The following is a 24845-nucleotide window of genomic DNA, read 5'->3' on the forward strand; positions in this document are numbered from 1 at the left end:
CAAGCACCCGCGCCTGAATACAGCGCCTTGCGAGCCCAGCCCTTTCGAAAGGGAACTGAATTCGTGCCCGGCGGACTGCCGATTCCGTGACCCTTCGATCCAGGCGCCACCCGGCCCTTCGTACTGGAACGGGCGCAGTTCGCTCCTACCGATAAGATAGCAATATACGGAACCACCAGCGTCTAAGAACGAGGCATTCGGTGAGCCGACTCTGATTTTCTACCCATCGTGGGGATCTCGGCAAAGGAGGGGAGAACAGTTCGTGTGTTTCAAGTGGGAAGCGACACTGCACGAAGCTGGTTTCGGCGAGCGCCATCACGGGCTGCGTGGGGAGCGGCGCGGCTTGATGGTCAGCCAATTCCACGGACGTGCGGGGAGACAACATACATGACCGAGCGGGATGATGCGATTTTCCGGGCTGGCACTCCGAGGGCTGCAGAATTCAATGAGGAGCTGTCACGCATTGACAAGTGGCTCACGCCGCGCGTCTTCAACATCGAAATGTCCGGCGGCCACTCCGTCCGCGCCTATGAAGTAGGGCCGCCCGACGTTCCAGCGGTAATTGGCTGCCACGGTACCGTAGGAGTTCCGATACAGTCGGGGGGTGGGGGAATTGGCTATATCGCGCGGTACGTGAGCTTCGCCCCTCTCTTTTGCCGACTCATCGCCTTTGACCGGCCGGGCTATGGGGGATCGAGCCCACAGCCCGGTCGCAAAGTCGGCGACATCGCGCCGATCGTGGAGGCTATTCTCGATCATCTGTCGGTCGATGTCGCAGGAGTATTCGGCACCTCCGGTGGTGGACCGTCCGCACTCGCCACCGCGGCACTCCTGCCCCGGCGCATTTCAAGGGCAGCGTCTTATGGCGGAGTCGGCCCGAGCTTCGGTCCAGGAGGCTTTGATTTCGTGGACGGTTCGGCCCCTCTCTTTCGGGCAGAGATCGAGGCGGCTCGAAAAGGCGAAAAGGCGGCTCGTGAATTTTACAGGAACGTAATCGCCGGCCCCCCCCGAAGCCCGGAAAATGATTATTCTGCGCTTGAGTTTTCCTTGCAGAGCCGGAGCAGTGCGGCGCCGGACCCGGTGAGCGAGAAGATTACGCAACAACTGGCTCTGCCAGTGAACCCCTATCCACAAGAGGACGCCTACGTCGATGATGTGCTTTCGTGGTGCGCGCCGTGGGGTTTCGAATTAGGATCGATAAAGGCGCCAACACGGTTTTTTCACGGCCTCGAAGACGTCGCGGTCTCACCGCGACATCCCAAATGGATGAAATCCCAGATTCCGAATGCCAGCTTGGAACTATACCCCCACATCGGGCATGCCCTCGACAAGCTCATGCCGCATGTTTTGGCATGGCTGACCATGGCGTGACATAACGGCGCGGTCGGGTTGAACAGGCGTCGCATTCAACTCGCCAATAGCAGCGGGGTCGACGCCTGGCTATCTATCTACCGCGACGCCGGGTTGCCGCGCGGCCATGAATCTCCGGAAAACGTCTTGGGAATCTGAACACTCCTCCAGTGCGCGGGTCCAGATGGACGTAGATGTGTTGAGGTGCTCCCCAGTTCACGTTGTCGAGCGAGGGCACCCGAGGCGGTCGAGGCGATGCTGCGGCTCAAGACGTTGGGCCAGGGCGTCATAGGAACCATAGGAGCCGAGATAGATCGGGAAGGGAAAGTACAGGTGACCATAACCATGCTGTCCGTCGAGCGACCGGGCTAGGGCGTTGGTAAAGGGAGCGGCCACGTTCGCAATTGATATTTCGAAGGAACTGTGCCCGAGCAGAGCTTTGTCCTGCATGGGGGGCTGTTGGGCGCCTCCCATAACATCACCGCTCTGCATAGCTCGCTTGAACCGTTGGGTTCCCTAACTCCTTGCGACAAACGACACCCATCCACGGAACGACAATCCCGAAATCATCGGAAAGGCAAAGCAGATGGCCAACACACCCCCTCAGATCCCGTTCACTGCCCCCCCGTTCGCAAAAGCGGAATATGATGGCCGTCACAGAAAGGTTTTTGAAGCGATGGAGCGTGAGCAACTTGACGCGCTTCTCGTTACAGCACACGGGCACCTCTACTACCTCAGCGGGTATCCTGGAACAGGCGGATATTTTGCGCCGTTTCCCCTGATTCTGGTCGCAGGACAAGCCCCCATCTTTGTTGCTCGCAAGTTCGATGTCGAGGCCGTTCGCGCGGAGAGCTGCGTTGGCGAGGTCGTCGAGTATGCCCAAGAGGGAGAGTTTGCAAAAGTCTGCGCCAATGTGCTTCGCAAGCTCGGCCTCCAGGGGAGGCGGATCGGCCTGGAGCTTGGCTGCTGGAATCTCGCTCCAAGGGATGTCTTCGCTCTTAGAGCCGAATTGCCAGACGTAAACATCGTCGATGCAACGCACCTCGTTCCAACAATTGCAGCTGTAAAGAGCGACCTGGAAATTAAATTGATGCGGGAGGCCATGGTCACAACCGAATTGGCTGTCACGACGTTTCAACGGAGCCTGCGGGAAAACGTGACCGAGGAGGAAGTATTCCAGGCCATCGTTGCCGAAGTGCGAGAGGCGGGCGGGGTGCTCGCGCCAGCGTACTCGCTGTTATTCGGGAGTCGACTCCGGCTGCCACATGGTACTGCTCGAAAGCATCCCCTCACGAATAACGATGCCGCGTTTATCGAAATCGGCGGCACAAGGCACGCGTATGCAGCCGCCTTGTGTCGGAGCGCGGTGCTGGGTAGGAATTCGTCGGCTGAATCACTTCACAAGTTTGCGGAAGAGGCGCTGGGGGCTGCAATTGGGGCGCTCAAGCCGGGCGTGACGACAGGGGAGGTCGATGCCGCCGCGCGCTCGGTACTTGCCCGTGCGGGTCGACAGGACGCCTTTCGCCATCGGACCGGCTATCAAATGGGTATCAATTGGTCAGAGCGCGGTAACCTGAGCTTGGAGCCTGACGCATCGCAGGTCATCGAAACGGGGATGACCTTTCACATGCCGATTATTCTGTTTGATGAACAGGGGTACCAGATTGGGTGTAGCGATACTGTGATCGTCAACGAACGCGGCGCCGAAAGCTTGGGCAAGTCCTCGAGTGTCCTTTATAGAGCATGAGCTCCGTGGGCGACGGGAGAGGGACAACGACAGATCCGGTGGAGATCAACAATCTTATTCAACCTGCCTATCTCTATCGTCGGCAACCCGCCTTGTTGGCGGGGGTATTTTTAGACCGTAATTATGGCTGCGTTCGCCTTCTGGGGAGCATCTGCGAGCCCAGGTTCCACACCACATGAGATCAATCCGACCCGCGAACGGATTGATGCGCAGCTTAGGGAGTCGCAATGCTTCTAAATTGTCCCGCGCAGCTGGTCCCATTGCTGTTTTCCGAATCCTATCGGGAAGCTAGGGGAAAATTCGTGGCGGCGTCACCCGCCACAAGGGCGTACGGACACAGGGCGCTAGGCCCCACGGGCGAAAACCTCTTCACAGATGTTGCCTATCTAGGTCCCTCCGCGGCCGATAACCTTCTGGTGCTGATATCTGCGACACATGGCGTCGAGGGATATTGTGGATCGGCATGTCAACTTCAATTTATGAGCGAGTGGACATCCGCACATCTGCCACCTTCAACCGCAGTACTTTGCATTCACGCCCTAAATCCTTACGGATTTGCTTGGGACCGCAGAGTGACAGTGGAGGGTTGCGATTTGAATAGAAATTTCGTTGATTTTGACCAACCATTACCACAAAATCCGGGCTACGAAGTGCTAGCCGACTGTCTTGTGCCACCGGAGTTCATGGATGAGGCGTTCACTGTCGCGGATGCGCAACTCGCCGCATATCGAGTGAGGCGCGGATATCACGAATATATTGCGGCGGTTTCCAGCGGTCAGTATACGAGGCCAGATGGCTTGTTTTTTGGCGGCCGAGGAGCCGTTGAAGCGCGTCGTATCCTGGAGTCCATCGCATCAGATTACGAAATCGAGCGGCGAAATAATGTAATTATTATAGACTACCATACCGGGTTGGGGCCGTATGGGTATGGTGAGTTGCAGTGCGAACATCCGTCTGGCCTTGGTGGCTATGAACGCGCGGCGAAGATCTTTGGTCCTTCCGTAACTTGTTCCGATTTAGGAACATCGTCTTCGGTCCTCATACTGGGTACCCAGGATTCATATTGGGAGCGAATCCTGGGCGATCGACATACCTATGTGGCGCTGGAATTCGGGACCTATGATGTCAACCAAGGGCTCAAAGTGCTGCGGCAAGATCATTGCCTGTTTAGGTGTCGTCCCGAGGAGGCGGATATGGACCTTGGCCGTCAGATACGAACTTCCGCGAAATTGCACTACTATCCTCAAGGGCACGATTGGAAGGAGATGGTCCTTGGGCGGTCCAGCTTGGTGAACCGACAGGCCATCGCGGCGTTGGGTCTGGCTGAGGATTGACTGTAGAGTTTTGGCGTTAGCTCCGTATTGCCGACTCTCTGGGGTGACGCGGCTTTGGTGCACGGATTGTTCAGTGGGGTGGTTGGCGTCAAAGCCCTTGTCGGCAACGGTGGCGCTGGTTTTGAACCCGTCGATGAGGTCGTGCGCACAGGTGGTGTCGTTGCGCTGGCCGGGCGTTGCGATCAGGCGGACCGGGTTGCCTAGCGCATCGCCCGCGGCGTGTATCTTGGTGCTCATCCGCCGTGAGACCGGCGCTGGGCATCCGCCCCCTTTTAGGGGTCAGAACAAGAGCTGCTCGAAATCATACGCCGCCGTTATCAACCAAAGACAGCAATATCCTTGCAATATATGGCCTTCCATGCGATTCTTCGGGCATGATCGGAAGGAGATGAGAATGCCTGAAACGGTGCTGGCAGCGCTTTCCAATATTCGGACCACTGAAGAGATGGTCGTGGCGTTCCGTGATGAGGAGCATTGTCGCCGGCTGCTGGAAAGCATGGTGTGGCCGGATGGGAGAATTTGCCCCGCCTGTGGTTACAAACGCTCGATCGCGATAGCCGGCCGCGATACCGGCAAGCGGCGCGCCCGACCGGGTCTTTACCAATGCTCCAGCGGCGATTGCCGGTTCCAGTTCACGGTGACGACGCACACGCCTCTGCACTCCACGAAGCTTCCCTTGCGTGTTTGGCTGAAGGCCATGTGGCTGTTACTGCAATCCGACAAGGGCTTGTCGTCGGTGCGCCTGGCCGAGGCGCTCGGGGTGAGCCAGCCAACGGCATGGCGGATGGGACATGCACTGCGTCTCATGGTGGCGCAGGAGAACATGCTCGCTGGCACGGTGGAGATCGACCATTTCCATCTCGGTGGAAGGCCCAGAAAGAATCCCGACAACCTGCCTCCAGGTCGCGGCCGGAAAGGCGAGGCGAATACGGACAAAACGCCAGTCATGGTAATGGTGCAGCGGCCGACCGATGACACACCTGGCACTCTGGCTGGTGACGCGCGTGCCGCGGTCGTGACCGGCCTCTCGGCGCGAGCAAGCGAACGCGTCATTGAAGCGCAGATCGAATCGGGAACTCATTTGATGAGTGACGAGTGGAAAGCATTCATGGCCATTGGTGAGAGCTTTGCCAAGCACGAGACCGTGAAGCACTCCGGCGGTGAATACGTTCGCGACACCGTCCACGTCAATTCGGTGGAGGGTTTCAACTCCCGCGTCCGCCGTACCATCGCCGGCGTCTTTCATCATATCAGCCCGCAGCATGCCGACCTCTATTTCCATGAAATAGGCTTTCGCTGGTGCCAGCGCATGGTCACGGGGAATGCCGTTCGGAAAACTCGGCACGGCCGGGAAATCATGCGGACTCTCTGGTCACGCGTGCCGCCTGCACTGCAACTGCCAAACGTTTTCCGCGCCGCGACGGGTCGTCAGATGCGCCGAAGCCCGGATGGCGGCATTATCATCAAATCAGCTGTGGCTGTCTTTGGTTGATAAAGGCCGCGTATGATTTCGAGCAGTTCTTGTTCTGACCCCTTGTTCGGGTAGATCACCCAACCGTCCATTTCGCGCTCCGCGTTGGTGAAAACCCAAGCAGCTGTGCCGTGTTGACAGATTTCACTCGAAATGCCACTTTTGTCTAGTGTTATAACACTGGAGCTTTTCAGCAAAGTCGCCGGCGTTTAGCCGATTTGTGACGAGCCCATCGCAACAAGCGGCCAAGGGCCGTTGAAAGCAGATGCGGTGGTGTTCCGGAGAGGGGCCGCAGGTGTCTTAGCGGCCTGCCTCCTGAGGTTGATGGACTCGGGTTCGGGTGAATGAACAGGCCTTTAACGATTGATGATGTGAAAGCGCTGGCTCGCAGCAGAGTCCCGAAGCTGTTTTTCGACTATGTCGACAGTGGTGCTTATACGGAAGGGACGTATCGCGCCAACGAGGCGGATTTCGCAGCAATACACTTTCGCCAAAGGGTCATGCGAGACATCTCGGCACGCTCCCAAGCCTCTATTATGATGGGCGCGCCAGTGACGATGCCGGTGGCCATTGCCCCAACGGGATCTTGTGGGATGCACTGGCCCGACGGCGAGATGCGGGTCGCTGAGGCGGCCGAAGCATTTGGGATACCCTTCACACTGTCCACGATGAGCATCTGCTCAATAGAGGATGTGGCGTCTGTGCGAACCAAGCCATTCTGGTTCCAACTTTACGTTATGACCGACCGAGACTTTGTTCAATCTCTCATCGACCGGGCCAAGGCTGCAAAATGCTCGGCGCTGGTGCTGACTGTGGACCTGCAGATCGTCGGCCAGCGCCATAAGGACATTCGGAACGATCTTAGTTCGCCGCCTAAGCTGACGCTTAAGCATTTGGTTCAAATGGCGGCGCGGCCCGGATGGTGTATGCGCATGGCCGGCACCCCACGCCACACGTTTCGTAACGTATACGGACATGCCAAGGGTGTGAACGATTTGGCCACCCTGAACGCTTGGGTGAACGAGCAGTTCGACGAGCGCCTTCAGTGGTCGGATGTGGAATGGATCAAAGAGCGTTGGGGCGGGCCGCTTATAGTCAAGGGTATTTTGGATTCAGACGATGCGAAGGCGGCCGTGGATCATGGCGCAGATGCGGTGATTGTGTCCAATCACGGCGGCCGCCAGTTGGACGGGGCCAGATCGTCTATTTCCATGCTTCCGCGGATCGTCGATGCCGTGGGACCGCATGTCGAGGTTCATCTTGATGGTGGCATACGCTCTGGCCAGGATGTCCTGCGTGCGTTGGCGCTTGGCGCCAGGGGGGTCTACATCGGAAGGCCGTATCTGTACGGGCTGGGATGGGCAGGGCGCGCGGGCGTCATGTCTGTTCTCGATATCATTAAGAGAGAGATGGATATCACTATGGGTTTGTGTGGCATCACTCAGTGCGACCAGATTGATCAAAGTATACTGGAAAGCTGCAATTAGCGTTAGGAGCGAATAAGAATGGGTAAAGTTCTTCTCTCTGTCGGAGATATTGAGGCTGATGACTGGCTCAGGGGATTATCTCTAGAGCACGATGTCGTGATGAATGTCGACCAACAGTCGGCACAAGAAATAAAATATGCGGTAGTTTGGAAGCCAGAGCACGGAACGCTCGCAAAACTGCCTAACTTGGAGGTTATATTTTCGGTTGGTGCGGGAGTTGACCATATTCTGTCGGACCCGCAACTGCCCGACGTGCCGATTGTAAAGGTTGTGTCCGAAAATCTGACTCAGCATGTGACGGAGTATGTTGTATGGCGCGTCCTGGACCACCATCGACAAGGTGCGTTGTATCGGGAACAGCAACGAGCCGGACTCTGGTCCGAGAAGCCTCAGCGGCCAGCACAAGAAGTCTCGGTCGGCATTATGGGTCTTGGACAATTGGGGCGCTCTGCGGGCTTGGCCCTGAAACATCTCGGGTTCAGGATTAACGGCTGGTCGCGGACTTCGCAGCAGGTGGATGGCATTACGAGCTACCACGGTGATGCCGACCTAACGCCATTCCTGAACGATACCGACATTTTGGTGATCCTCCTGCCGCTTACACCGGAAACGGAAGGTATCATCAACTACGAATTGCTTAGTCGGTTACGGAGGTTGCCTGCCTACCCTGGCCCCGTCTTGATCAATGCGGGACGGGGGAAGCTGCAGCGCGAGCCGGATATCCTGAAGGCGCTGACTGATGGGACGATTCAGCAAGCTACGCTCGATGTTTTTGAGGAAGAGCCGCTACCCGCGCGCAGTCCGCTTTGGGGATTGCCCAATCTCGTCGTGACGCCTCACGCCGCCGGCATGTCAGATCCCAACCATTTGGTACCCGCGATGCTTCGGCAAATGGCCGCTTATGAGCGAAGCGGAGATCTCGGTCCCGTCATCGACAGAACCCTCGGCTACTAGACTTAGTTTCCGTCCACAAAGGTCAAACTGTTGATGTTATTGCCTAAATCGTGGCTTTGCGCAGGCAAGGCCGGCGGTTTCAGGTACACTTTGGTTTCATGCCACTGATTCCAAAGCACAATCTGCAACCGCCGGAGCCGACAATGCGCCAAGAACGCACCGTCCAAGCCAGTATATTCGATCTTTTTGCCACGCACGAGATCGGCCACGAACTGAAGGCGATGTCGCAGTGGCTGGACGAGCACCACGATCTGCTTGGTCTGGTGGTGCGAGATCTGGGTCGACGTGGCGTCAAGGCCACCGGACGGCAAGGCCTACCTGCCGAAGCGGTCTTACGTTGCGCGCTTCTCAAGCAATACCGGCAGTTGACCTATCAGGAGCTGGCCTTCCATCTTGAGGATTCAGCGTCATTTCGAGCCTTTGCGCGGCTGCCGTGGTCCTGGAGCCCGCAGAAGTCGGTGCTGCAAAAGACGATCAGCGCGATCCGGCCCGAGACCTGGGAGCAGATCAATCGGGTGCTGCTGTCGAATGCCCGACAGGCAAAACTGGAAGATGGCGGTGTCGTGCGGCTGGACAGCACTGTGACCTCAGCACTCATGCACGAGCCGAGCGACAGCAGTCTGTTGTGGGACGCCGTCCGGGTCATGGTGCGCCTATTGAAGCAGGCTGATGCCTTGGCCGGCGGCGCCGGCTTGGAATGGCACGATCACTGCCGCGCGGCCAAGAAGCGCGCCCGCAAGATCCAGTTCACACGCGGTCGACCCAATCGTGTTCTGCTCTACCACGAACTGATCGGGATCACCCACGCCACCTTGGCCTATCTGCGGCAGGCGACAGCGCAATTGGCCGTGGCGGTCAACCCACTCGTCGAACTCTGGCAGGCCCAGGTCTGTCACTATCGGCCGCTGATCGAACGCATCATCACACAGAGTGAGCGGCGGGTGTTGGCCGGCGAGTTGGTGCCGGCCAGCGACAAGCTGGTCAGCCTGTTCGAGCCCCATGCCGATATCATCGTCAAAGGCAGCCGCGACACCGAATACGGCCACAAGCTCAACCTGACCACCGGCAGGAGCGGCATGATCCTCGATCTGGTGATCGAGGCGGGCAATCCGCGCGACAGCGATCGATTGCTGCCGATGCTGGAACGCCACATCGCCTTCTATGGTCACGCGCCGCGGCAGGCGGCGGCCGACGGCGGCTTTGCCAGTCGCGACAATCTGGTTACAGCGAAGACCTTGGGCGTCCGCGACATGGCATTCCACAAGAAAGCCGGCCTCAGGATCGAGGACATGGTGCGAAGCAATTGGGTCTATCGCAAGCTGCGCAACTTCCGTGCCGGCATCGAGGCCGACATCTCATGCCTCAAGCGCGCTTACGGCTTGGCGCGTTGCACCTGGCGCGGCCTTGATCACTTCAAGAGCTACGTCTGGTCCTCGGTCGTGGCTTACAATCTCGTCGTCTTCACGCGCCTCAAGCCGACCTGATGCCGGCCGCTATTGGAATTGCGTCGCACCGGCCAGAGCCGGCCGCGCAGCGCTTTTCTGCTCGATAGCCAGCCCTTGATCCTGTCCATGACGCTCAAAGGCGTTCCAGTTAAGGACAAGTGATTGTAAACAAACCAGAATACGTGCGTTTATGGACGGAAACTAGACTAGTCGTCAAGCCGCATGCCCACACCTGACCGCCAAGCGCAACGCCTGAGCCACAGCCTTATGGCCGGTCGATTGACCAACCCTCGCATTCTTTCAGCCACCTTGTTTGCGGTGCTCAACAACCGAAAGACACCAGCGTTGACACTGACAAACAAAAATGCAAAACTTTGTATAGTGTTATAACACTAGACCATTTTGCTAGCCAGTTTCAAAATGGCTATCGGGCCACGTTCAAGCCAGTAGGATCTCGCATGCAAGTACCTTCGAAAGCAGATGTGGTGATTGTCGGGGGAGGGATCGCGGGCTGCTCCGTGGCCTACCACCTCAGCAAAATCGGGATCACCGACGTCGTACTGTGCGAGAGGAAGCAACTCACATCCGGTACAACCTGGCACGCGGCGGGCTTGGTGACACAGCTGCGGTCGACGCGCCGCATGACCGAATTTGCGCGGTACACCGGAGAGCTGTTCGGCCGTATTGAGAGTGAGACGGGGCAGGCAACAGGATTTCGTCGGAACGGCGCATTGCGTGTCGCCACGACGGCGGCGCGGTATGAAGAGCTTGCCCGCGGTGCGTCGATGGGGCGGAATTTCGGTCTGCCGGTCGAGGCGGTCACGCCAGGTGAAATCGCCGAACGCTGGCCTGACATCAATCAGCAGGGGATCGTGGGCGGTTTTTGGTTCCCGCAGGATGGTCAGGTCAATCCCGCGGATGTGACCATGGCCTATGCGAAGGGCGCCCGTATGGCCGGGGCGAAGCTCTTCGAAAATTTGCCCGTGACGCAGATACTGGTTGAAAACGGCAAAGCGTCTGGCGTCCTGACAGCGCAGGGGAAAATCGACGCTCGGGTGGTCGTGATATGCGGTGGGATGTGGTCGCGTGACCTTGCCGCGTCCATCGGGGTGACAATCCCCCTCCATGCCGCAGAGCATTTTTATGTTGTGACGGAAGCAATACCCACTCTCCCCAAAAACCTCCCCTTGCTGTTCCTGACCGACGAGTGGACCTACTACAAGGAAGACGCCGGCAAGCTGTTGGTGGGGTTCTTCGAGCCGGCCGCGAAGCCGTGGGGCCAGAAAGGGATCTCGGACAGCTTCTGCTTCGACGCTCTGCCGCAGGATCTCGATCATATTGCGCCGCACCTTGAAGCCGCAGCTCATCGCGTTCCCCTGCTTGAAAAAACGGGTGTACAGCTCTTCTTCAATGGCCCGGAAAGCTTCACGCCGGATAATCGATATCTGCTGGGTGAGACGCCCGAGGTTCCAGGGCTATTTTGCGCGACCGGATTTAACTCACTGGGGATCTTGTCGTCCGGCGGCGCCGGCAAGGCTCTGGCGGCTTGGATTCGTGATGGTCGCCCTCCTGTCGAGCTGAACGATGTCGATGTGCGGCGAACCCATAGCTTCCAGCGCAACCGTCGGTACCTGGAAGATCGTACGGTGGAATCCCTCGGCCTTAACTTCGACATGCATTGGCCGAGCAGGCAGTTTGCCACGGCTCGGGGCGTTCGCAGGTCACCCATACACGACCGTCTGATTGCCGCAGGGGCGTGGATGGCAGAACAGTCGGGATGGGAGCGGCCGGGGTTTTTCAACGAAACGGGTCACGAAAACCCGCTGGAGTACTCATATCATCGGCCAAGCTGGTTCGAAAACGTTGCAGCAGAGTGCCGGAACACGGCTGAGAACGTCACGCTCTTCGACCATTCGTGTTTTTCAAAGTTTCGTGTCGAAGGACCGGATGCCGTTCGTGTCCTCAACCTGGTTTCGGCAAACGAGTGCGACGTCGAGGTCGGTAGGGTCGTCTATACACAGTGGCTCAACGAGGCGGGCGGTATCGAGGCGGATCTCACGATCACGCGCTTGGGCAAGGAGCTGTTCTGGATCATAACCGGAACCCCGACGCAGCGTCGTGACATCACCTGGTTGAAGAGACACGTGCCTGCGGATGCTCGTGTTTCCATCACCGATGTTACCTCCGGCGTTGCAATGTTCACGCTGATGGGTCCGAAGGTAAGAGATTTGCTGGCGCAGATTTCGCCTGACGATTTCTCAAACAACGGCTTTCCGTTTGGCACCAGCCGGGAAATCGATCTCGGATACGCACGCGTTCGTGCCAGCCGCCTCACGTTCGTGGGTGAGCTGGGTTTCGAGCTCTATATGGAGACGGAGTTTGCGACCCATGTCTATGACACGATCGCCAGCGCTGGTGGTGCTTACGGGCTGACGCATGGCGGCTTCTTCGCACTGAATTCGCTGCGAATGGAAAAGGGGTACCGCCACTGGGGACACGACGTGGGCGAAGAAGATACCCCGTATGAAGGTGGCCTGGGCTTTGCCGTGTCGATTAAGAAGCCGGGAGGCTTCATTGGCCAGGAAGCGCTTCTAAGACAGAAAGAGAAAGGCCCGATCGCTCGCCGGCTGGTGCACATCAAGCTTCCCGGCGGCGAATCCACTCCGATGCTTCACCACGACGAGCCGATCCTGCTCAATGGCGAAATTGTTGGTTCGGTCACATCAGGTGCCTATGGGCATCGCGTCGGATCTTCGCTCGGCCTCGGCTATGTCACCAATCCTGGCGGAGTGACCAACGACTTTCTCGCTGCGGGCAAGTGGGAGGTTGAGGTCGCTATGAAGCGATATCCTGCGGAGCTTCAGCTCTCCGCTTGGTATGACCCAAGGAATGAGCGGATCAGAAGCTGATTGAAGACGCTGCCAGCTTGCGGCTCGCGGGCAGCGCTCTGTTGTCATGAGTTCAAGATTAACAACAAGGGGAAATGCTTATGTCTGACAATGAAAAAGCCCTTCTAGCACAGCTCGCCACCCTTACTCTTGACCGGCGTGCCTTCATGGTACGCGCGTCGGCGCTTGGACTGGGTGGTATCGCAGCGAATAGTCTCTTTGCTCAACGCGCAAGAGCTGCGACCCCCAACAAAGGCGGCGCGCTCAAGATTGGCCTCACGGGGGGAGGGGCTACGGATACCCTCGACCCAGCACTGGCTGGCAGCCAGGTTCCGTTTCATCTCTGTCACATGTTCGGCGAGCCGTTGGTGGAGGTGTCGCCCAAGGGGGACTCGATCGAGCCCCGTCTTGCGACTGAATACTCCAGCAACAGCGATGCTACCGTGTGGACCTTCAAGATCCGTAAAGGGGTCAAATTCCACGATGGCTCCGCTCTGCAGGCAGACGACGTTGCCGCCACGTTGAAGCGTCATATCGACAAAAACTCCAAGTCAGTCGCTTATGGCATCATGCGCGGCATCACGAATGTCGAGGCGAAGGGCGATGAGGTCGCCGTGACAGTCGGCAGCCCTACGGCGGATTTCCCCTACCTCATGACCTCCTACAACCTGGTGATCCAGCCGAAGGGAGGCGTCAGCGCTCCTGCGGCGGGAATTGGCACTTCGGCCTATAAGCTTGTCAAGGCAGAACCGGGCGTCCGATATCAGTTCGCCAAATTTGACGATTATTGGGACGATAGCCGCGGCCATTTTGACACCGTTGAGCTGGTTGTTATTAACGATGCAACGGCTAGGAGTTCCGCACTGCGATCCGGGCAAATCCACATGATGAGTGGTGTCCCGCCTAAAGTGGCGAAGTTGCTGGCGTCCACGAACATTAACGTGAAGAACGTTTCGGGCCGTGGCCACTATGCCTTCTCGATGATGTGCGACAAGGCACCGTTCGATAACAATGATTTGAGACTGGCCCTGAAGTACGCGATAAATCGCAAAGAAATCCTGGAAAAGGTGATATTCGGCTATGGCTCAATCGGCAACGATACGCCGATCAATTCTACATATCCCTTATACGATACTGCAATTCCCCAGCGGGAGTTCGACACCGACAAGGCCAAGTTCCACTACAAAAAGTCCGGCCACGATGGCTCGCCCATCATCTTGGCTGGAGCGGATGTTGCCTTCCCAGGCGCCATGGACGCTGAGGCCCTGTTCCAGCAGACGGCACAGGCCGCCGGCATCCCCCTGCAGATCCACCGCGAGCCAAATGATGGTTATTGGTCTGATGTCTGGCTCAAGAAACCGTTCGTAGCGACATATTGGAATGGGCGAGCTGTCCAGGACCAGATGTATTCAACCGCCTATATTGTGGGATCGGACTATAACGAAACCCATTTCAACAATCCAAAGTTCGACGGAATTATCAAGGCTGCAAGGGGAGAGGTGGACCAGACCAAGCGCAAAGCGCTCTACTCTGAAGCTTTTTATCTGGTGCGCGACGAAGGTGGGGCTATCGTACCAATCTTCAATGACTTCGTTGACGGAATTGCAAAAAACATCGGGGGTTGGGCAGGCGATGTAAACCAGGAACTTATGAATGGCTACGCCGCGCATAAGTGCTGGTTTGTTGATTGATAGGTGACGGCTCGGGGGTGGGATGATTCCCCCCCCCCCGGAATCCGCATCTCCCTTAATCTGCTTCCTGGGATCAGCTCTTACGGCTGCTCTATAGCTGTGCGTGCATGGCAACGGAACATCAAGCAGCAACGGGAGTAGGCGAGTTCTCGTTCTCGCTTTCGCCACCCCATCTCTAGCCTTAAGACATGACAGGCCTCCTATGTCGTCGCCAATCCTGAAACTCGTTGCACAGCGCATTGTGCTGGGCATCTTGCTGCTGCTTGCGGTTTCTGTGCTGATCTTTGTCGGGACGCAAATCCTGCCGGGCGACGTGGCGCAATCGATCCTCGGTCAGTCTGCAACGCCGGAAGCGCTGAAAAATTTGCGCGCGGCGATGGGCCTGAACGATCCGGCTTATATTCGCTATATCAGGTGGCTGGGCAGCGTCTTGGCGGGCGATCTAGGCACAGCACTGTCCAGCGGACAGGACATAGGCTCCTCGATTTGGCCTCGGCTAAAAAACACCCTGTTCTTGGGTGGGTGCGCCGCCACCGTGGCTGTACCGCTGGCAATCCTGCTTGGCCTGCTCGCTGTGCGCTATCGCAACGGCGGGGTCGACAAGGCGATCTCCGGCCTGGCGCTCGCCTCAACTTCATTTCCCGAGTTTTTCATCAGCTACGTCTTGGTGTTCCTGTTCGCCGTGCCGCACCTCGACTGGTTCGTCTTGCAGGAACCGCTTTTCCCGGCGATCTCGACCGTCGATGACTCGACATCCTTCCTCGAGAGACTGCAGGCCGTAGTTCTGCCTGCCACCGCGCTCACGCTGGTGGTGCTGGCGCACATGATGCGTATGACGCGGGCGGCGATCCTCAACGTGATGCAGTCGGCCTATATCGAGACCGCCGAGCTGAAGGGGTTGAAGCCCTTCAACATCATCCGCAAGCACGCCTTTCCGAATGCCATCGCGCCGGTCGTGAACGTTGTCATGCTTAACCTCGCCTACCTGATCGTTGGCGTCGTCGTGGTGGAGGTGATCTTCGTCTATCCGGGCATGGGACAATATCTGGTGGACCATGTCGCCAAGCGTGATGTTCCGGTTGTGCAGGCGGTCGGCCTGATCTTCGCCGCGGTCTACATCACGCTCAATATCATCGCGGACATTGTCGCCATTGTCGCCAATCCGCGGCTCAGGCATCCGAAGTAAGGGGGGCGCGAGATGGACTGGAAGCACATCCCTCTCTCGGCGTGGGTCGGCCTCATCCTGACCGTGTTGTTTATGATCTGCGCGGTCTTCGCGCCGATGATCGCGCCATTCGGCAATGGCGAGATCGTCGGCGGTGTGTGGGATCCGGGGTCGGCGGATCATTTGCTGGGCACCGACAATCTTGGCCGCGACCTGCTCGCGCGCATGATCTTCGGCGCCCGCATCACCATCCTGATCGCGGGGCTCGCCACCGCGCTGTCTTTCTCGCTCGGCGCCATTCTTGGTTTTTCGGCAGCTGTCATCGGCGGCTGGTTCGACACAGTGATGTCCCGTTTCGTCGATCTTCTGATGGCGATACCAACACTCATATTCGGCCTCGTCGTACTGTCAGTGCTGCCGTCGACTGCCGTCACGCTGATCCTGGTCATGGGCTTGTTGGACTCGACCCGCGTCTATCGTCTGTCGCGTGCGGTGGCCGCCGACATCAATGTCATGGACTTCGTCGAGGCAGCCAAACTGCGCGGCGAAGGCAAAGCTTGGATCATCTTCCGCGAGATTCTGCCCAACGCGATGTCGCCGCTGATCTCGGAACTCGGATTGCGATTTATCTACGCTGTGCTGTTCTTGTCGGCGCTGTCCTTTCTCGGACTTGGTGTCCAGCCGCCAGATGCGGACTGGGGCGGCATGGTCAAGGAAAACAAGGACGGCATCGTGTTCGGCATTCCGGCCGCGCTGATTCCGGCGGCGGCGATCGCAGTCCTCGCGATCTCGGTCAATCTCGTTGCCGACTGGGTGTTGAACCGCACGGCAAGCTTCAAGGGAGGACGCGGCTAATGGCGAAAACATCCAAGCATGCCGCCGGCCCGCTACTCGACATCCGCAACTTGCGGATCGAGGCGACGGTCTATCCACCGGGCGAGCCGCCCAAGACCATCACGCTGGTGGATGATGTCACCCTGACCCTGCTTAAGGGAAAGGTGCTGGGCCTGATCGGCGAATCCGGCGCCGGCAAATCGACCATAGGCCTTTCCTCCATGGCCTTCGGCCGTGGCGGGGTACGGATCACTGGCGGCGAGGTGATCCTCAACGGCCGCGACATACTCAAAGCTGGCCCTAGAGGCGTGCGGGCGTTGCGCGGACGGGAAGTCTGCTATGTTGCGCAATCGGCGGCCGCCGCCTTCAACCCTGCGCACAAGCTGATGGACCAGGTGGTCGAGGCTACCGTGCTGCATGGGGTGGCCACGAAGATCGAGGCCGAGAAGCGCGCGATAGCCCTGTTCAAGAAGCTCAGCCTGCCTAATCCGGAAACGATCGGCGAACGCTACCCGCATCAGGTCTCCGGAGGTCAGTTGCAACGTGTCATGACCGCCATGGCGCTTTGTTCCGAACCCGACCTCATCGTCTTTGACGAGCCGACCACGGCGCTCGACGTGACGACACAGATCGACGTACTGGCGGCGATCAAGGACGCGATCCGCGATACCCATGTGGCGGCGCTCTACATCACCCACGACCTCGCGGTGGTGGCGCAGGTGTCGGATGAGATCATGGTCCTGCGCCACGGCCGGTTGGTAGAATGGGGTGGCACGCGCCAGATCATTGAGGAGCCACGTAAAGAATACACGAGCGCGCTGGTTTCCGTGCACGAGATCGAACATCAGGAGCAGCAGCCCGGCACGAAACCGTTGCTGTCGGCCAAGAACGTGACAGCCGCATATGGCGGTGGCGCGGTCAAGGTTTTGAAGGAAGTCTTCCTGGACATCTTCCCTGGCCAGACGCTGGCCGTAGTCGGCGAGTCGGGCTCTGGTAAGTCGACGCTGGCCCGCGCCATCACCGGGCTTCTGCCGCCGGAACAGGGCAGCATCACTTTTGACGGGCGGTCATTGGCTAACAGGCTGGCGGACCGGTCGAAAGCTGATTTGCAGCAGCTTCAGATGATCTACCAAATGGCGGACGTGGCGATGAATCCGCGCCAGACCGTTGGAAACATCATCGGCCGCCCGCTCGAATTTTACTTCGGCCTGCATGGCCGTGAGCGCGACAAGCGCGTTGCCGAACTGCTCGACAAGATCGAGATGGGCAAGGGCTTTGCAGACCGCTACCCGGCCGAGCTCTCGGGCGGCCAGAAACAGCGCGTGTGCATCGCGCGTTCGCTCGCGGCTGAGCCAAGGCTGATCATCTGCGACGAAGTCACCTCCGCGCTCGACCCGCTGGTGGCGAACGGCATTTTGAAGGTGCTGCTCGAGCTGCAGCAGGCGGAGAACGTCGCCTATCTTCTCATTACGCATGACTTGGCGACAGTGAAGTCGATCGCCGATTCGATCGCGGTGATGTATCGCGGCGAAGTGGTGCGCTATGGCTCCAAGAGCAAGGTGCTGACGCCTCCCTTCGACGCCTATACCGACCTATTGCTGTCCTCGGTGCCCGAGATGGAAATCGGCTGGCTGGAGAAAGCGATTGGTCCGGCTCGTCAGTCGAGATCTGTTTTGAATTGACGCTTGGCTAGAGACTAAGCCTGATCCCGTTTGTCCGACTTTAGGCCTGCGGCGATGTCGGACGGGCCAGAACGTCATTTCTCATTGCCAGTCGTGCAGCGTCGGCGTCTCGAGCCTCAATGGCCCTAAACACATCATAATGCAGACCGACGGCTCGCTCAAGGTAGGGCTGATCGGGCATTTCCGATTTCATCACTGGTCCTGTCAATAGCCAAAGCGGCTCGAGGATCGAACTCGCAAACGATATGAGGCTGCATTTCGCTATGCGAAGATGAAAGCTATAGTTGGCCTCCAAAAAGAGCTCCATGCTCTTCCTCTCCGCGGCTGTCTGGGTCGCTTCGCACTGCGCCTCCAGAAACTTCAAATCGTCCCGAGACCTGTGAAGCGCCGCTTGCGAGGCCGTTTCGCTTTCAAGGATCGATCTCACGTTGGCGATGTCATCCCGTTCTTTCCGGGTTAGGATTGGCACGATCATCGTTCGGGCAGCGTTCGACCGTAGCACCCCAACACTTTCAAGGCGTTGCAATGCATCACGGACAGGCATCAGACTGGTGCCCAGCGAATCCGCTAGTGACCGTAGCGGCAATCGCTGCCCTGGAGCAAAACGACCCAGTATGATCATTGTTTTCAACCGGACGAGAATTTGCTCATGGAGCGCCGCGCGCTCGAGGGGCTCAAAGTCACCCAGCCCACTGTCTTCCATAAGGGTCATTTCTCGCGGGCTCCTAATATGCAGGGTCTCCAAGCTACCTGAAACCTTATCACATTAAAAAAGGTGCACCGATAGCTTGTGCATTTGCCTCTGTCTTGAGATCGCAGCGCGTGCCTGGGAACATTTAGGCGGTTGCCGAATGGACCATTGACACGGCTTTCTAATGTCGTTTAGTGTTATAACACAATACAAAACTGGGCAAGGGATCTTCTCCCATCTCCCCTGCCAGACGCCGAGGGACCCAAGGGTGCTGTTTTGAATATCCAGGCGAAAACTCAACTCGCGTTCACGGAGCCCTACGCCTTTGTTGGCGGCAAGTGGATTTCGGCCGTCGACGGGAACACAATCGATGTTACCAACCCAGCAACGGGTGAAACCGTTGGAACTGTTCCTGCGCTTGGCTTTGATGAAACCAACCAGGCGATCGAGGCCGCCAAGAGTGCGCTTTCCCATTGGGGCAAGCTTGCAGCGAGCGAACGCGCGGCCGTTCTGAAGAAATGGCACGCCCTGATTCTGGAACACCAGGAGTTGCTGGCGGAAATCCTCACCAGCGAACAAGGCAAGCCCCATAGTGAAGCTCTTTCAGAGATTTCCTACGGCGCAAAGTTTGTCGAATGGTTTGCCGAAGAAGGCAAGCGCACCTATGGGGACATCATTCCGGCGCCGAGAGCAGGGCAGAAGATTCTTGTCCAGAAGCAGCCGGTTGGGGTCTGCGCCCTTATAATCCCGTGGAACTTTCCGTCCGCACTTTTCCATCGGAAGGCGGCCGCAGCTTTGGCGGCCGGCTGTACGGTGGTGGTCAAGCCGTCGGAATTGACGCCGTTTTCTGCCCTGGCGCTGGCCCGCCTGGCTCAGCAGGCCGGCCTGCCGGACGGTGTCCTGAACGTTGTAACCGGCATGCCCGGCGAAATTGGTCGGGCGCTGATGGCCAGTCCGACAGTTCGTAAGCTCAGTTTCACCGGTTCAACGCGCGTCGGCAAGCTTTTGATGGAACAGGCTGCCAAGACCGTGAAACGCGTTTCGCTGGAGCTGGGCGGCAACGCTCCGATGATCGTGTTTGACGACGCTGACATCGACGTCGCGGTCCGCGCGTGCATGGCCTCAAAATTTCGAAATGGCGGGCAGACTTGTGTCTCTGCCAACCGCGTTTATGTACAAAAGGAGATCTGCGGGCCTTTCACGAAGGCGCTCAAGGCAGAGGTGGAAGCGCTTCGAGTGGGCCCCGGAACCGATCGAAGCGTAACCATCGGCCCGCTTATCAATGACGCTGCGGTGGCCAAGGTTGCTCGGCATGTCAGGGACGCCTGCGCCAAGGGCGCGACGATCGTCGCCGGCGGAAAGGCTCATCACCTCGGCGGGCGGTTCTACGAGCCGACCATTCTTGCGAACGCGCAAGCCTCGATGGAACTTGCTCACGAGGAAACCTTCGGACCCGTCGTACCGATCTTCGAGTTCAGCACCGAAGCTGAGGCGATCGAGGCGGCCAACGACACCGACTATGGCCTGGCTTCTTACATTTTCACGAATGACCTCAGCCGGGCGTTGCGGGTCTCCGACGCACTCGACACGGGCATCGTCGGCGTCAACGAGGGGGCCATTTCCAACGAGGTCGCCCCATTTGGCGGCTTTAAAGAGAGCGGGATCGGGAAAGAAGGTTCCTACCAAGGCATCGAGGAATATCTCGATACCAAGTACATCATGATCACGCTAAAGACTGATAAAGGCTGACGATGAAGATCTCGAATTCTTTGGTCGCAAGCGACGTTGCGACTTCTCTCCACCCCTACACAAACGCTCGTATGCTCGAAAAAGACGGCCCCACCATCATCGAGAGAGGAGAGGGAATCTATGTCTACGATACGTCCGGTAAGCAATATATTGAGGCGTTGGCCGGGCTGTGGTCAGTTGCAGTAGGCTTTAGCGAAAAGCGAGTTATTGATGCAGCCAGAAAGCAATTCGAGAAGCTCCCATACTATCATATATTTGCAGGAAAGTCGCATGAGCCGTCGATAAAGCTATCCGAAAAACTGCTAGAGATGGCAGACGATGCAAATCTGACGCGAGTTTTCTATACCAATTCCGGCTCCGAGGCCAACGATACCATCGTCAAGCTTGTCTGGTATACCAACAACGCGCGCGGCCGACCAGAGAAGAAGAAGTTTCTCGCCCGCCAGAAGGGGTATCACGGCACCACCGTGGCATCGGGAAGTCTGACAGGGCTACCTAACAATCATCGCGACTTTGACCTGCCGGCGATTCCCGTCATTCACCTCTCCTGTCCGCATTTTTATCGGTTCGGGCGTCCCGGAGAAACCGAGGCTGCATTTACGGCGCGCCTGCTGGCTGAGACCGAGGACACAATTCTCAGGGAAGGACCTGAAACGATTGCGGCCTTCATAGGCGAGCCCGTCATGGGGGCAGGGGGCGTTCTTCCGCCGCCAGACGGCTACTGGCAGGGCATTGAAGCTCTTTGTAGGAAATATGACATCCTGCTGGTCGCGGACGAAGTCATTACCGGATTCGGCCGCCTTGGCGCTCCCTTTGGCTTCAACAAGTTTGGATTCCGGCCCGACATCGTCACGCTCTCCAAGCAAATCACCTCCAGCTACGTGCCTCTGGCTGCTGTACTGTTCAGCGAGAGCCTGTATGAGGCGATCGCGGATAATTCGAACACTATCGGGACGTTCGGCCATGGTTTCACGGGTTCCGGCCACCCTGTTGCCACAGCCGCAGCCTTGGCGAACCTCAATGTGATCGAGGGTGACGGCCTTATTGGGAATGCAGAGCGTCTGGAGCCCCAATTCCAAGGTGGCCTCAGAGCGTTTTCAGAGCTGCCGTTCGTGGGAGACGTTCGCGGTGTCGGTCTGCTCGCTGCAGTCGAGCTGGTGGCTGACAAGGCGACCAAGCGGCCATTTTCCAGCCCCGGCGTCGTCGGCACCATCGCGACACGCATAGGGCATGAGGAAGGGGTGATCTTCCGCGGGATCGGCGACACCATCGCTTTGTGCCCGCCGCTGATCATATCGGAAAGCCAGGTGAACGACCTGTTGGCCAAGCTCAGGCGTGTCATCGAAAGAACCTCTGGAGAAATACGAAGCTATTCAATAGCTTAGAGCAATAACCCCGGTTCAATCAGAATCGCAGAATGAGAACATATATGGCATCGATTGCACACAAAGTCGTTGTTGTTGGCGGTGGGGTGATGGGCGTTTCAATCGCCTATCACCTTGCTTGCGAAGGATGGACCGACGTTATCCTCCTCGAAAAAGGCGAGTTAACCGGCGGGTCTACCTGGCATGCGGCGGGGCAGTGCCCGAACTTTGTCGGCAATTACACAATGGCAAAGGTCAATCACTACTCGACGGTGTTGTACCCGCAACTGGAGCAGCTTACGGGGCAGCCTGCCGGATGGCACGCCTGTGGAGGCATTCGCATCGCCACCACCCCTGAGGAGGTGGATTGGTTCAATCACGTTGCCGGCTATGGGAAAACCATAGGCTTTCCGATCGAAATCATCGATCCAAAGCGAATTTCAGAACTGAACCCTTGGCTTAACTTAGATGGCATTATCGCCGGGGCTTACACCCCGTTGGACGGCCACGTCGACCCGGCCAGTGCGACCAATGCCATGGCGCAAGGCGCGCGAAATCTGGGGGTGACGATCCGCCGCCACACCCTTGTCAAGCACATCAAGCGCCGTCCGTCGGGCGAGTTTGAAGTGCAGACCGCGGATGACGTTTACGTCTGCGAGCATGTGATCAACGCCGGTGGATGCTATGCCGCCGAGATTAGCGCCTGGGTGGGCGTCAGCACTCCCATCACTAACATGGAACACCACTACTTGGTCACGGACCCGCTTGAGGCGTTCAAGAACGCCAGCCGGGAACTTCCGATCATGCGTGATCCTGCCACCGCCGGATATTACCGGCAGGAGCAGCGCGCGGGCCTGATTGGCATTTACGAGCATGTAGGCTCCAAGGAAGCTTGGGCGCAAACGGGTGGCATTCCGGATTGGCGCAGCGAAAACGAGCTGTTCGAAGGCGATCTGGACAGAATTGCCCCATGGCTCGAAAAAGCCTTGGAAAGAATGCCGATCTTCGCGGAGGCGGGGATCAAGCGGGTTATCAATGGCGCGATCGCACACAGCCCGGATGGCAATCCCTTGGTTGGCCCGGTCGTGGGGGTTCCGAACTTTTGGCAATGTTGCGGTTCGTCCAGCGCTGTTGCGCAAGGACCAGGTTGCGGGAAATATCTTGCACAGTTGATGGTGCACGGTGATTCAGACATCAATATGCGCGGCCTCGATCCTCGGCGTTTCGGCGACTATGCAGACAGCGACTATTGCCGGGCCAAAAGTTTTGACGACTATCATCACATGTTTCAACCACCGCTACCGGGGCGCGAAGATCCGGCAGGGCGGCCCAACAGGGTCACGCCACTCTATGAGACCCTTGCCGCAAAGGGCGCGGTTTATACCGAATCGTTTGGGTGGGAGCGTCCTAAGTACTTCTCGCAAGACGGGCAGACGGAGAGGCTCCAATTCCGAAGGAATAATATTTTCGATCTAATCGGGGAGGAATGCCGCGCGGTTCGTGAACGTGTCGGGATCATGGACTTTTCGAGCTTCGCGAAGTTTGTCGTATCAGGGTCTGGCTCCGCGGAGTTCTTGGACCGGATCACCTCGAACAAGCTGGCGAAGAAGGTGGGCGGCATCCGTCTGACCTACGCGCTGTCGCCCAATGGGCGGATCTTGGGCGAATGGACGGTGACCAAGCTCGGCGACGATATGTTTTATGTTATCGCGGGTGCTAGCGCGGAGCTTGAAACTCTGGCGCTGCTGGCGCAGTCGCGGCCCGAGGGCGTTACGGTGCAGAATGTCTCTGACGAGTATGGCGTCCTGCTTCTCGCGGGGCCAAAGTCCAGGGAGGTCCTCCGGACTGTCACCTCTACAAACCTGGATAACGCGGCGTTCAGTTGGCTCACGGCGCAGGAAATCGTGGTTGCGGACGTGAAAATCCGGGCTTTGCGGATGACTTACGTAGGTGAACTTGGCTGGGAACTGCATATCCCGATGGCGAACCTGAAGACCGTATATGACGCAATCTGGACGGCGGGTCTCACGCATGGCATCCGTGACTTTGGCATTGCCGCCGTCAGCTCGCTGCGTATGGAAAAGGCATATCTCGGCTTCGGGACCGAGCTTACCAATGAACTGACGCTCATCGAGGCCCAGGCGGACCACTTTTTTGCGCCCACTAAGGGTGATTTTGTCGGGCGCGATGCAACCCAGACCAAAGCGTCTACAGGTTGCAAAGAAAAAATTATCTACGGTGAAGTTGATGCGTTGGACTGTGATGTGCAAGGCGGCGAGCCCCTGCTGCATGGTGACCAGGTTGTGGGCGTGTGTACGTCAGGTGGTTACGGCCACCACACCGGCAAAAGCCTGGCGTTTGTCTTTGCGCAGCCTGAGTTCACTCGTGGCCTTGAACTTCTGATCCTCGGAGTTCGGCGAAAATTCTCCGTGATGACCGCGCCCGTCTGGGATCCAACGAGTGATCGGCAGAAGTGTTGATAGCAAGGAAAATCCCGTGACGAGTAGGCAATACGCCCCCGACTGCGGCCAAGAGGGCCAATTTGGTTATCAATTCGGAGACTAACATGAAGATCCTTGTGCCCGTGAAGCGGGTTGTGGATGCGAACGTCAAGGTGCGCGTGAAGGCTGATGGCTCGGCGGTGGAACTGGTCAACGTCAAGATGGCGATGAACCCGTTCGACGAGATCGCGGTCGAGGAAGCGATCCGGATCAAGGAAGCCGGCAAGGCCGACGAGATCATCGTCGTCTCGATCGGCCCGCAGCAGGCGCAGGAAACCCTGCGTACAGCGCTCGCCATGGGCGCCGACCGAGCCATCCTGGTCAAGACCGATGAACAAACCGAGCCGCTCGGCGTCGCCAAGGTGCTGAAAGGCGTCGTCGACGCCGAGCAGCCCGGCCTCGTCATTCTCGGCAAGCAGGCGATCGACGACGATTCCAACCAGACCGGCCAGATGCTGGCGGCACTGCTGGGTTGGGCGCAGGGCACCTTCG

General features: G+C 58.0%; 17 protein-coding genes and 1 pseudogene. 16 read left to right on the plus strand and 2 right to left on the minus strand.

The genetic code is table 11. From position 1 onward, the window contains the following. Window positions 1-387: 387 nt before the first annotated feature. The 3 genes from NKJ89_RS33640 to NKJ89_RS33650 all read left to right on the plus strand — a co-directional run bounded on the left by NKJ89_RS33640 (window position 388) and on the right by NKJ89_RS33650 (window position 4431). A complete protein-coding gene (locus NKJ89_RS33640) occupies window positions 388-1371 on the plus strand; it encodes an alpha/beta fold hydrolase (protein ID WP_352608765.1) in 984 nt (327 codons plus the stop codon). A 565-nt stretch (window positions 1372-1936) separates the two neighbouring features. After that, on the plus strand, window positions 1937-3097 hold the full coding sequence (locus NKJ89_RS33645) for a M24 family metallopeptidase (protein WP_352608766.1): 1161 nt from the start codon (window positions 1937-1939) through the stop codon (window positions 3095-3097). Window positions 3098-3324: 227 nt separating this feature from the next. Beyond that, window positions 3325-4431 (plus strand): DUF2817 domain-containing protein, encoded by a 1107-nt coding sequence (locus NKJ89_RS33650; RefSeq protein ID WP_352608767.1) that lies wholly within the window; start codon window positions 3325-3327, stop codon window positions 4429-4431. 27 nt (window positions 4432-4458) lie between these two features. Here NKJ89_RS33650 and NKJ89_RS33655 read toward each other — a convergent pair. Next, window positions 4459-4700, minus strand: a pseudogene (locus NKJ89_RS33655) (transposase); the annotation flags it as partial. Window positions 4701-4825: 125 nt separating this feature from the next. Between NKJ89_RS33655 and NKJ89_RS33660 the strand changes: the two are divergent. From NKJ89_RS33660 to NKJ89_RS33700, 9 genes are all read left to right on the plus strand, one after another. Beyond that, window positions 4826-5923, plus strand: a complete 1098-nt coding sequence (locus NKJ89_RS33660; RefSeq protein WP_352608768.1) for an IS1595 family transposase — start codon at window positions 4826-4828, stop codon at window positions 5921-5923. Window positions 5924-6246: 323 nt separating this feature from the next. Beyond that, window positions 6247-7389, plus strand: a complete 1143-nt coding sequence (locus tag NKJ89_RS33665; protein ID WP_352608769.1) for an alpha-hydroxy acid oxidase — start codon at window positions 6247-6249, stop codon at window positions 7387-7389. 18 nt (window positions 7390-7407) lie between these two features. Next, a complete protein-coding gene (locus NKJ89_RS33670; RefSeq protein WP_352608770.1) occupies window positions 7408-8343 on the plus strand; it encodes a 2-hydroxyacid dehydrogenase in 936 nt (311 codons plus the stop codon). A gap of 143 nt (window positions 8344-8486) precedes the next feature. Continuing rightward, window positions 8487-9827: an ISNCY family transposase gene (locus NKJ89_RS33675; RefSeq protein WP_352608771.1), complete on the plus strand. Its 1341-nt coding sequence runs from the start codon at window positions 8487-8489 to the stop codon at window positions 9825-9827. A gap of 419 nt (window positions 9828-10246) precedes the next feature. Then, window positions 10247-12697: a GcvT family protein gene (locus NKJ89_RS33680; protein WP_352608772.1), complete on the plus strand. Its 2451-nt coding sequence runs from the start codon at window positions 10247-10249 to the stop codon at window positions 12695-12697. Window positions 12698-12777: 80 nt separating this feature from the next. Next, window positions 12778-14367, plus strand: a complete 1590-nt coding sequence (locus tag NKJ89_RS33685) for an ABC transporter substrate-binding protein (RefSeq protein WP_352608773.1) — start codon at window positions 12778-12780, stop codon at window positions 14365-14367. A 202-nt stretch (window positions 14368-14569) separates the two neighbouring features. Continuing rightward, complete coding sequence (locus NKJ89_RS33690; protein WP_352608774.1) at window positions 14570-15553, plus strand: ABC transporter permease; 984 nt, start codon at window positions 14570-14572, stop codon at window positions 15551-15553. Window positions 15554-15565: 12 nt separating this feature from the next. After that, window positions 15566-16387, plus strand: a complete 822-nt coding sequence (locus NKJ89_RS33695) for an ABC transporter permease (protein WP_352608775.1) — start codon at window positions 15566-15568, stop codon at window positions 16385-16387. Further along, entirely contained in the window at window positions 16387-18048 is a 1662-nt protein-coding gene (locus NKJ89_RS33700; RefSeq protein ID WP_352608776.1) for an ABC transporter ATP-binding protein, read from the plus strand. The genes NKJ89_RS33695 and NKJ89_RS33700 overlap by 1 nt, the downstream gene beginning before the upstream one ends. A 40-nt stretch (window positions 18049-18088) precedes the next feature. Here the strand turns inward: NKJ89_RS33700 and NKJ89_RS33705 are convergent, their stop codons facing one another. Continuing rightward, complete coding sequence (locus NKJ89_RS33705; protein ID WP_352608777.1) at window positions 18089-18760, minus strand: GntR family transcriptional regulator; 672 nt, start codon at window positions 18758-18760, stop codon at window positions 18089-18091. 255 nt (window positions 18761-19015) lie between these two features. Between NKJ89_RS33705 and NKJ89_RS33710 the strand changes: the two genes are divergently transcribed. The 4 genes from NKJ89_RS33710 to NKJ89_RS33725 form a co-directional block, all read left to right on the plus strand. Continuing rightward, the gene (locus NKJ89_RS33710) at window positions 19016-20488 is read left to right on the plus strand and encodes an NAD-dependent succinate-semialdehyde dehydrogenase (RefSeq protein ID WP_352608778.1); all 1473 of its coding nucleotides are present in this window, start codon (window positions 19016-19018) and stop codon (window positions 20486-20488) included. A 2-nt stretch (window positions 20489-20490) separates the two neighbouring features. Beyond that, window positions 20491-21873: an aspartate aminotransferase family protein gene (locus NKJ89_RS33715; RefSeq protein WP_352608779.1), complete on the plus strand. Its 1383-nt coding sequence runs from the start codon at window positions 20491-20493 to the stop codon at window positions 21871-21873. 44 nt (window positions 21874-21917) lie between these two features. Further along, window positions 21918-24332, plus strand: a complete 2415-nt coding sequence (locus NKJ89_RS33720; protein WP_352608781.1) for an FAD-dependent oxidoreductase — start codon at window positions 21918-21920, stop codon at window positions 24330-24332. Window positions 24333-24418: 86 nt separating this feature from the next. Next, on the plus strand, window positions 24419-24845 hold a 427-nt coding region (locus tag NKJ89_RS33725), incomplete at its 3' end, for an electron transfer flavoprotein subunit beta/FixA family protein (RefSeq protein WP_352608782.1).

The organism is Mesorhizobium sp. M0047 (assembly GCF_040323315.1).
In the GTDB taxonomy this organism is placed as follows: domain Bacteria; phylum Pseudomonadota; class Alphaproteobacteria; order Rhizobiales; family Rhizobiaceae; genus Mesorhizobium.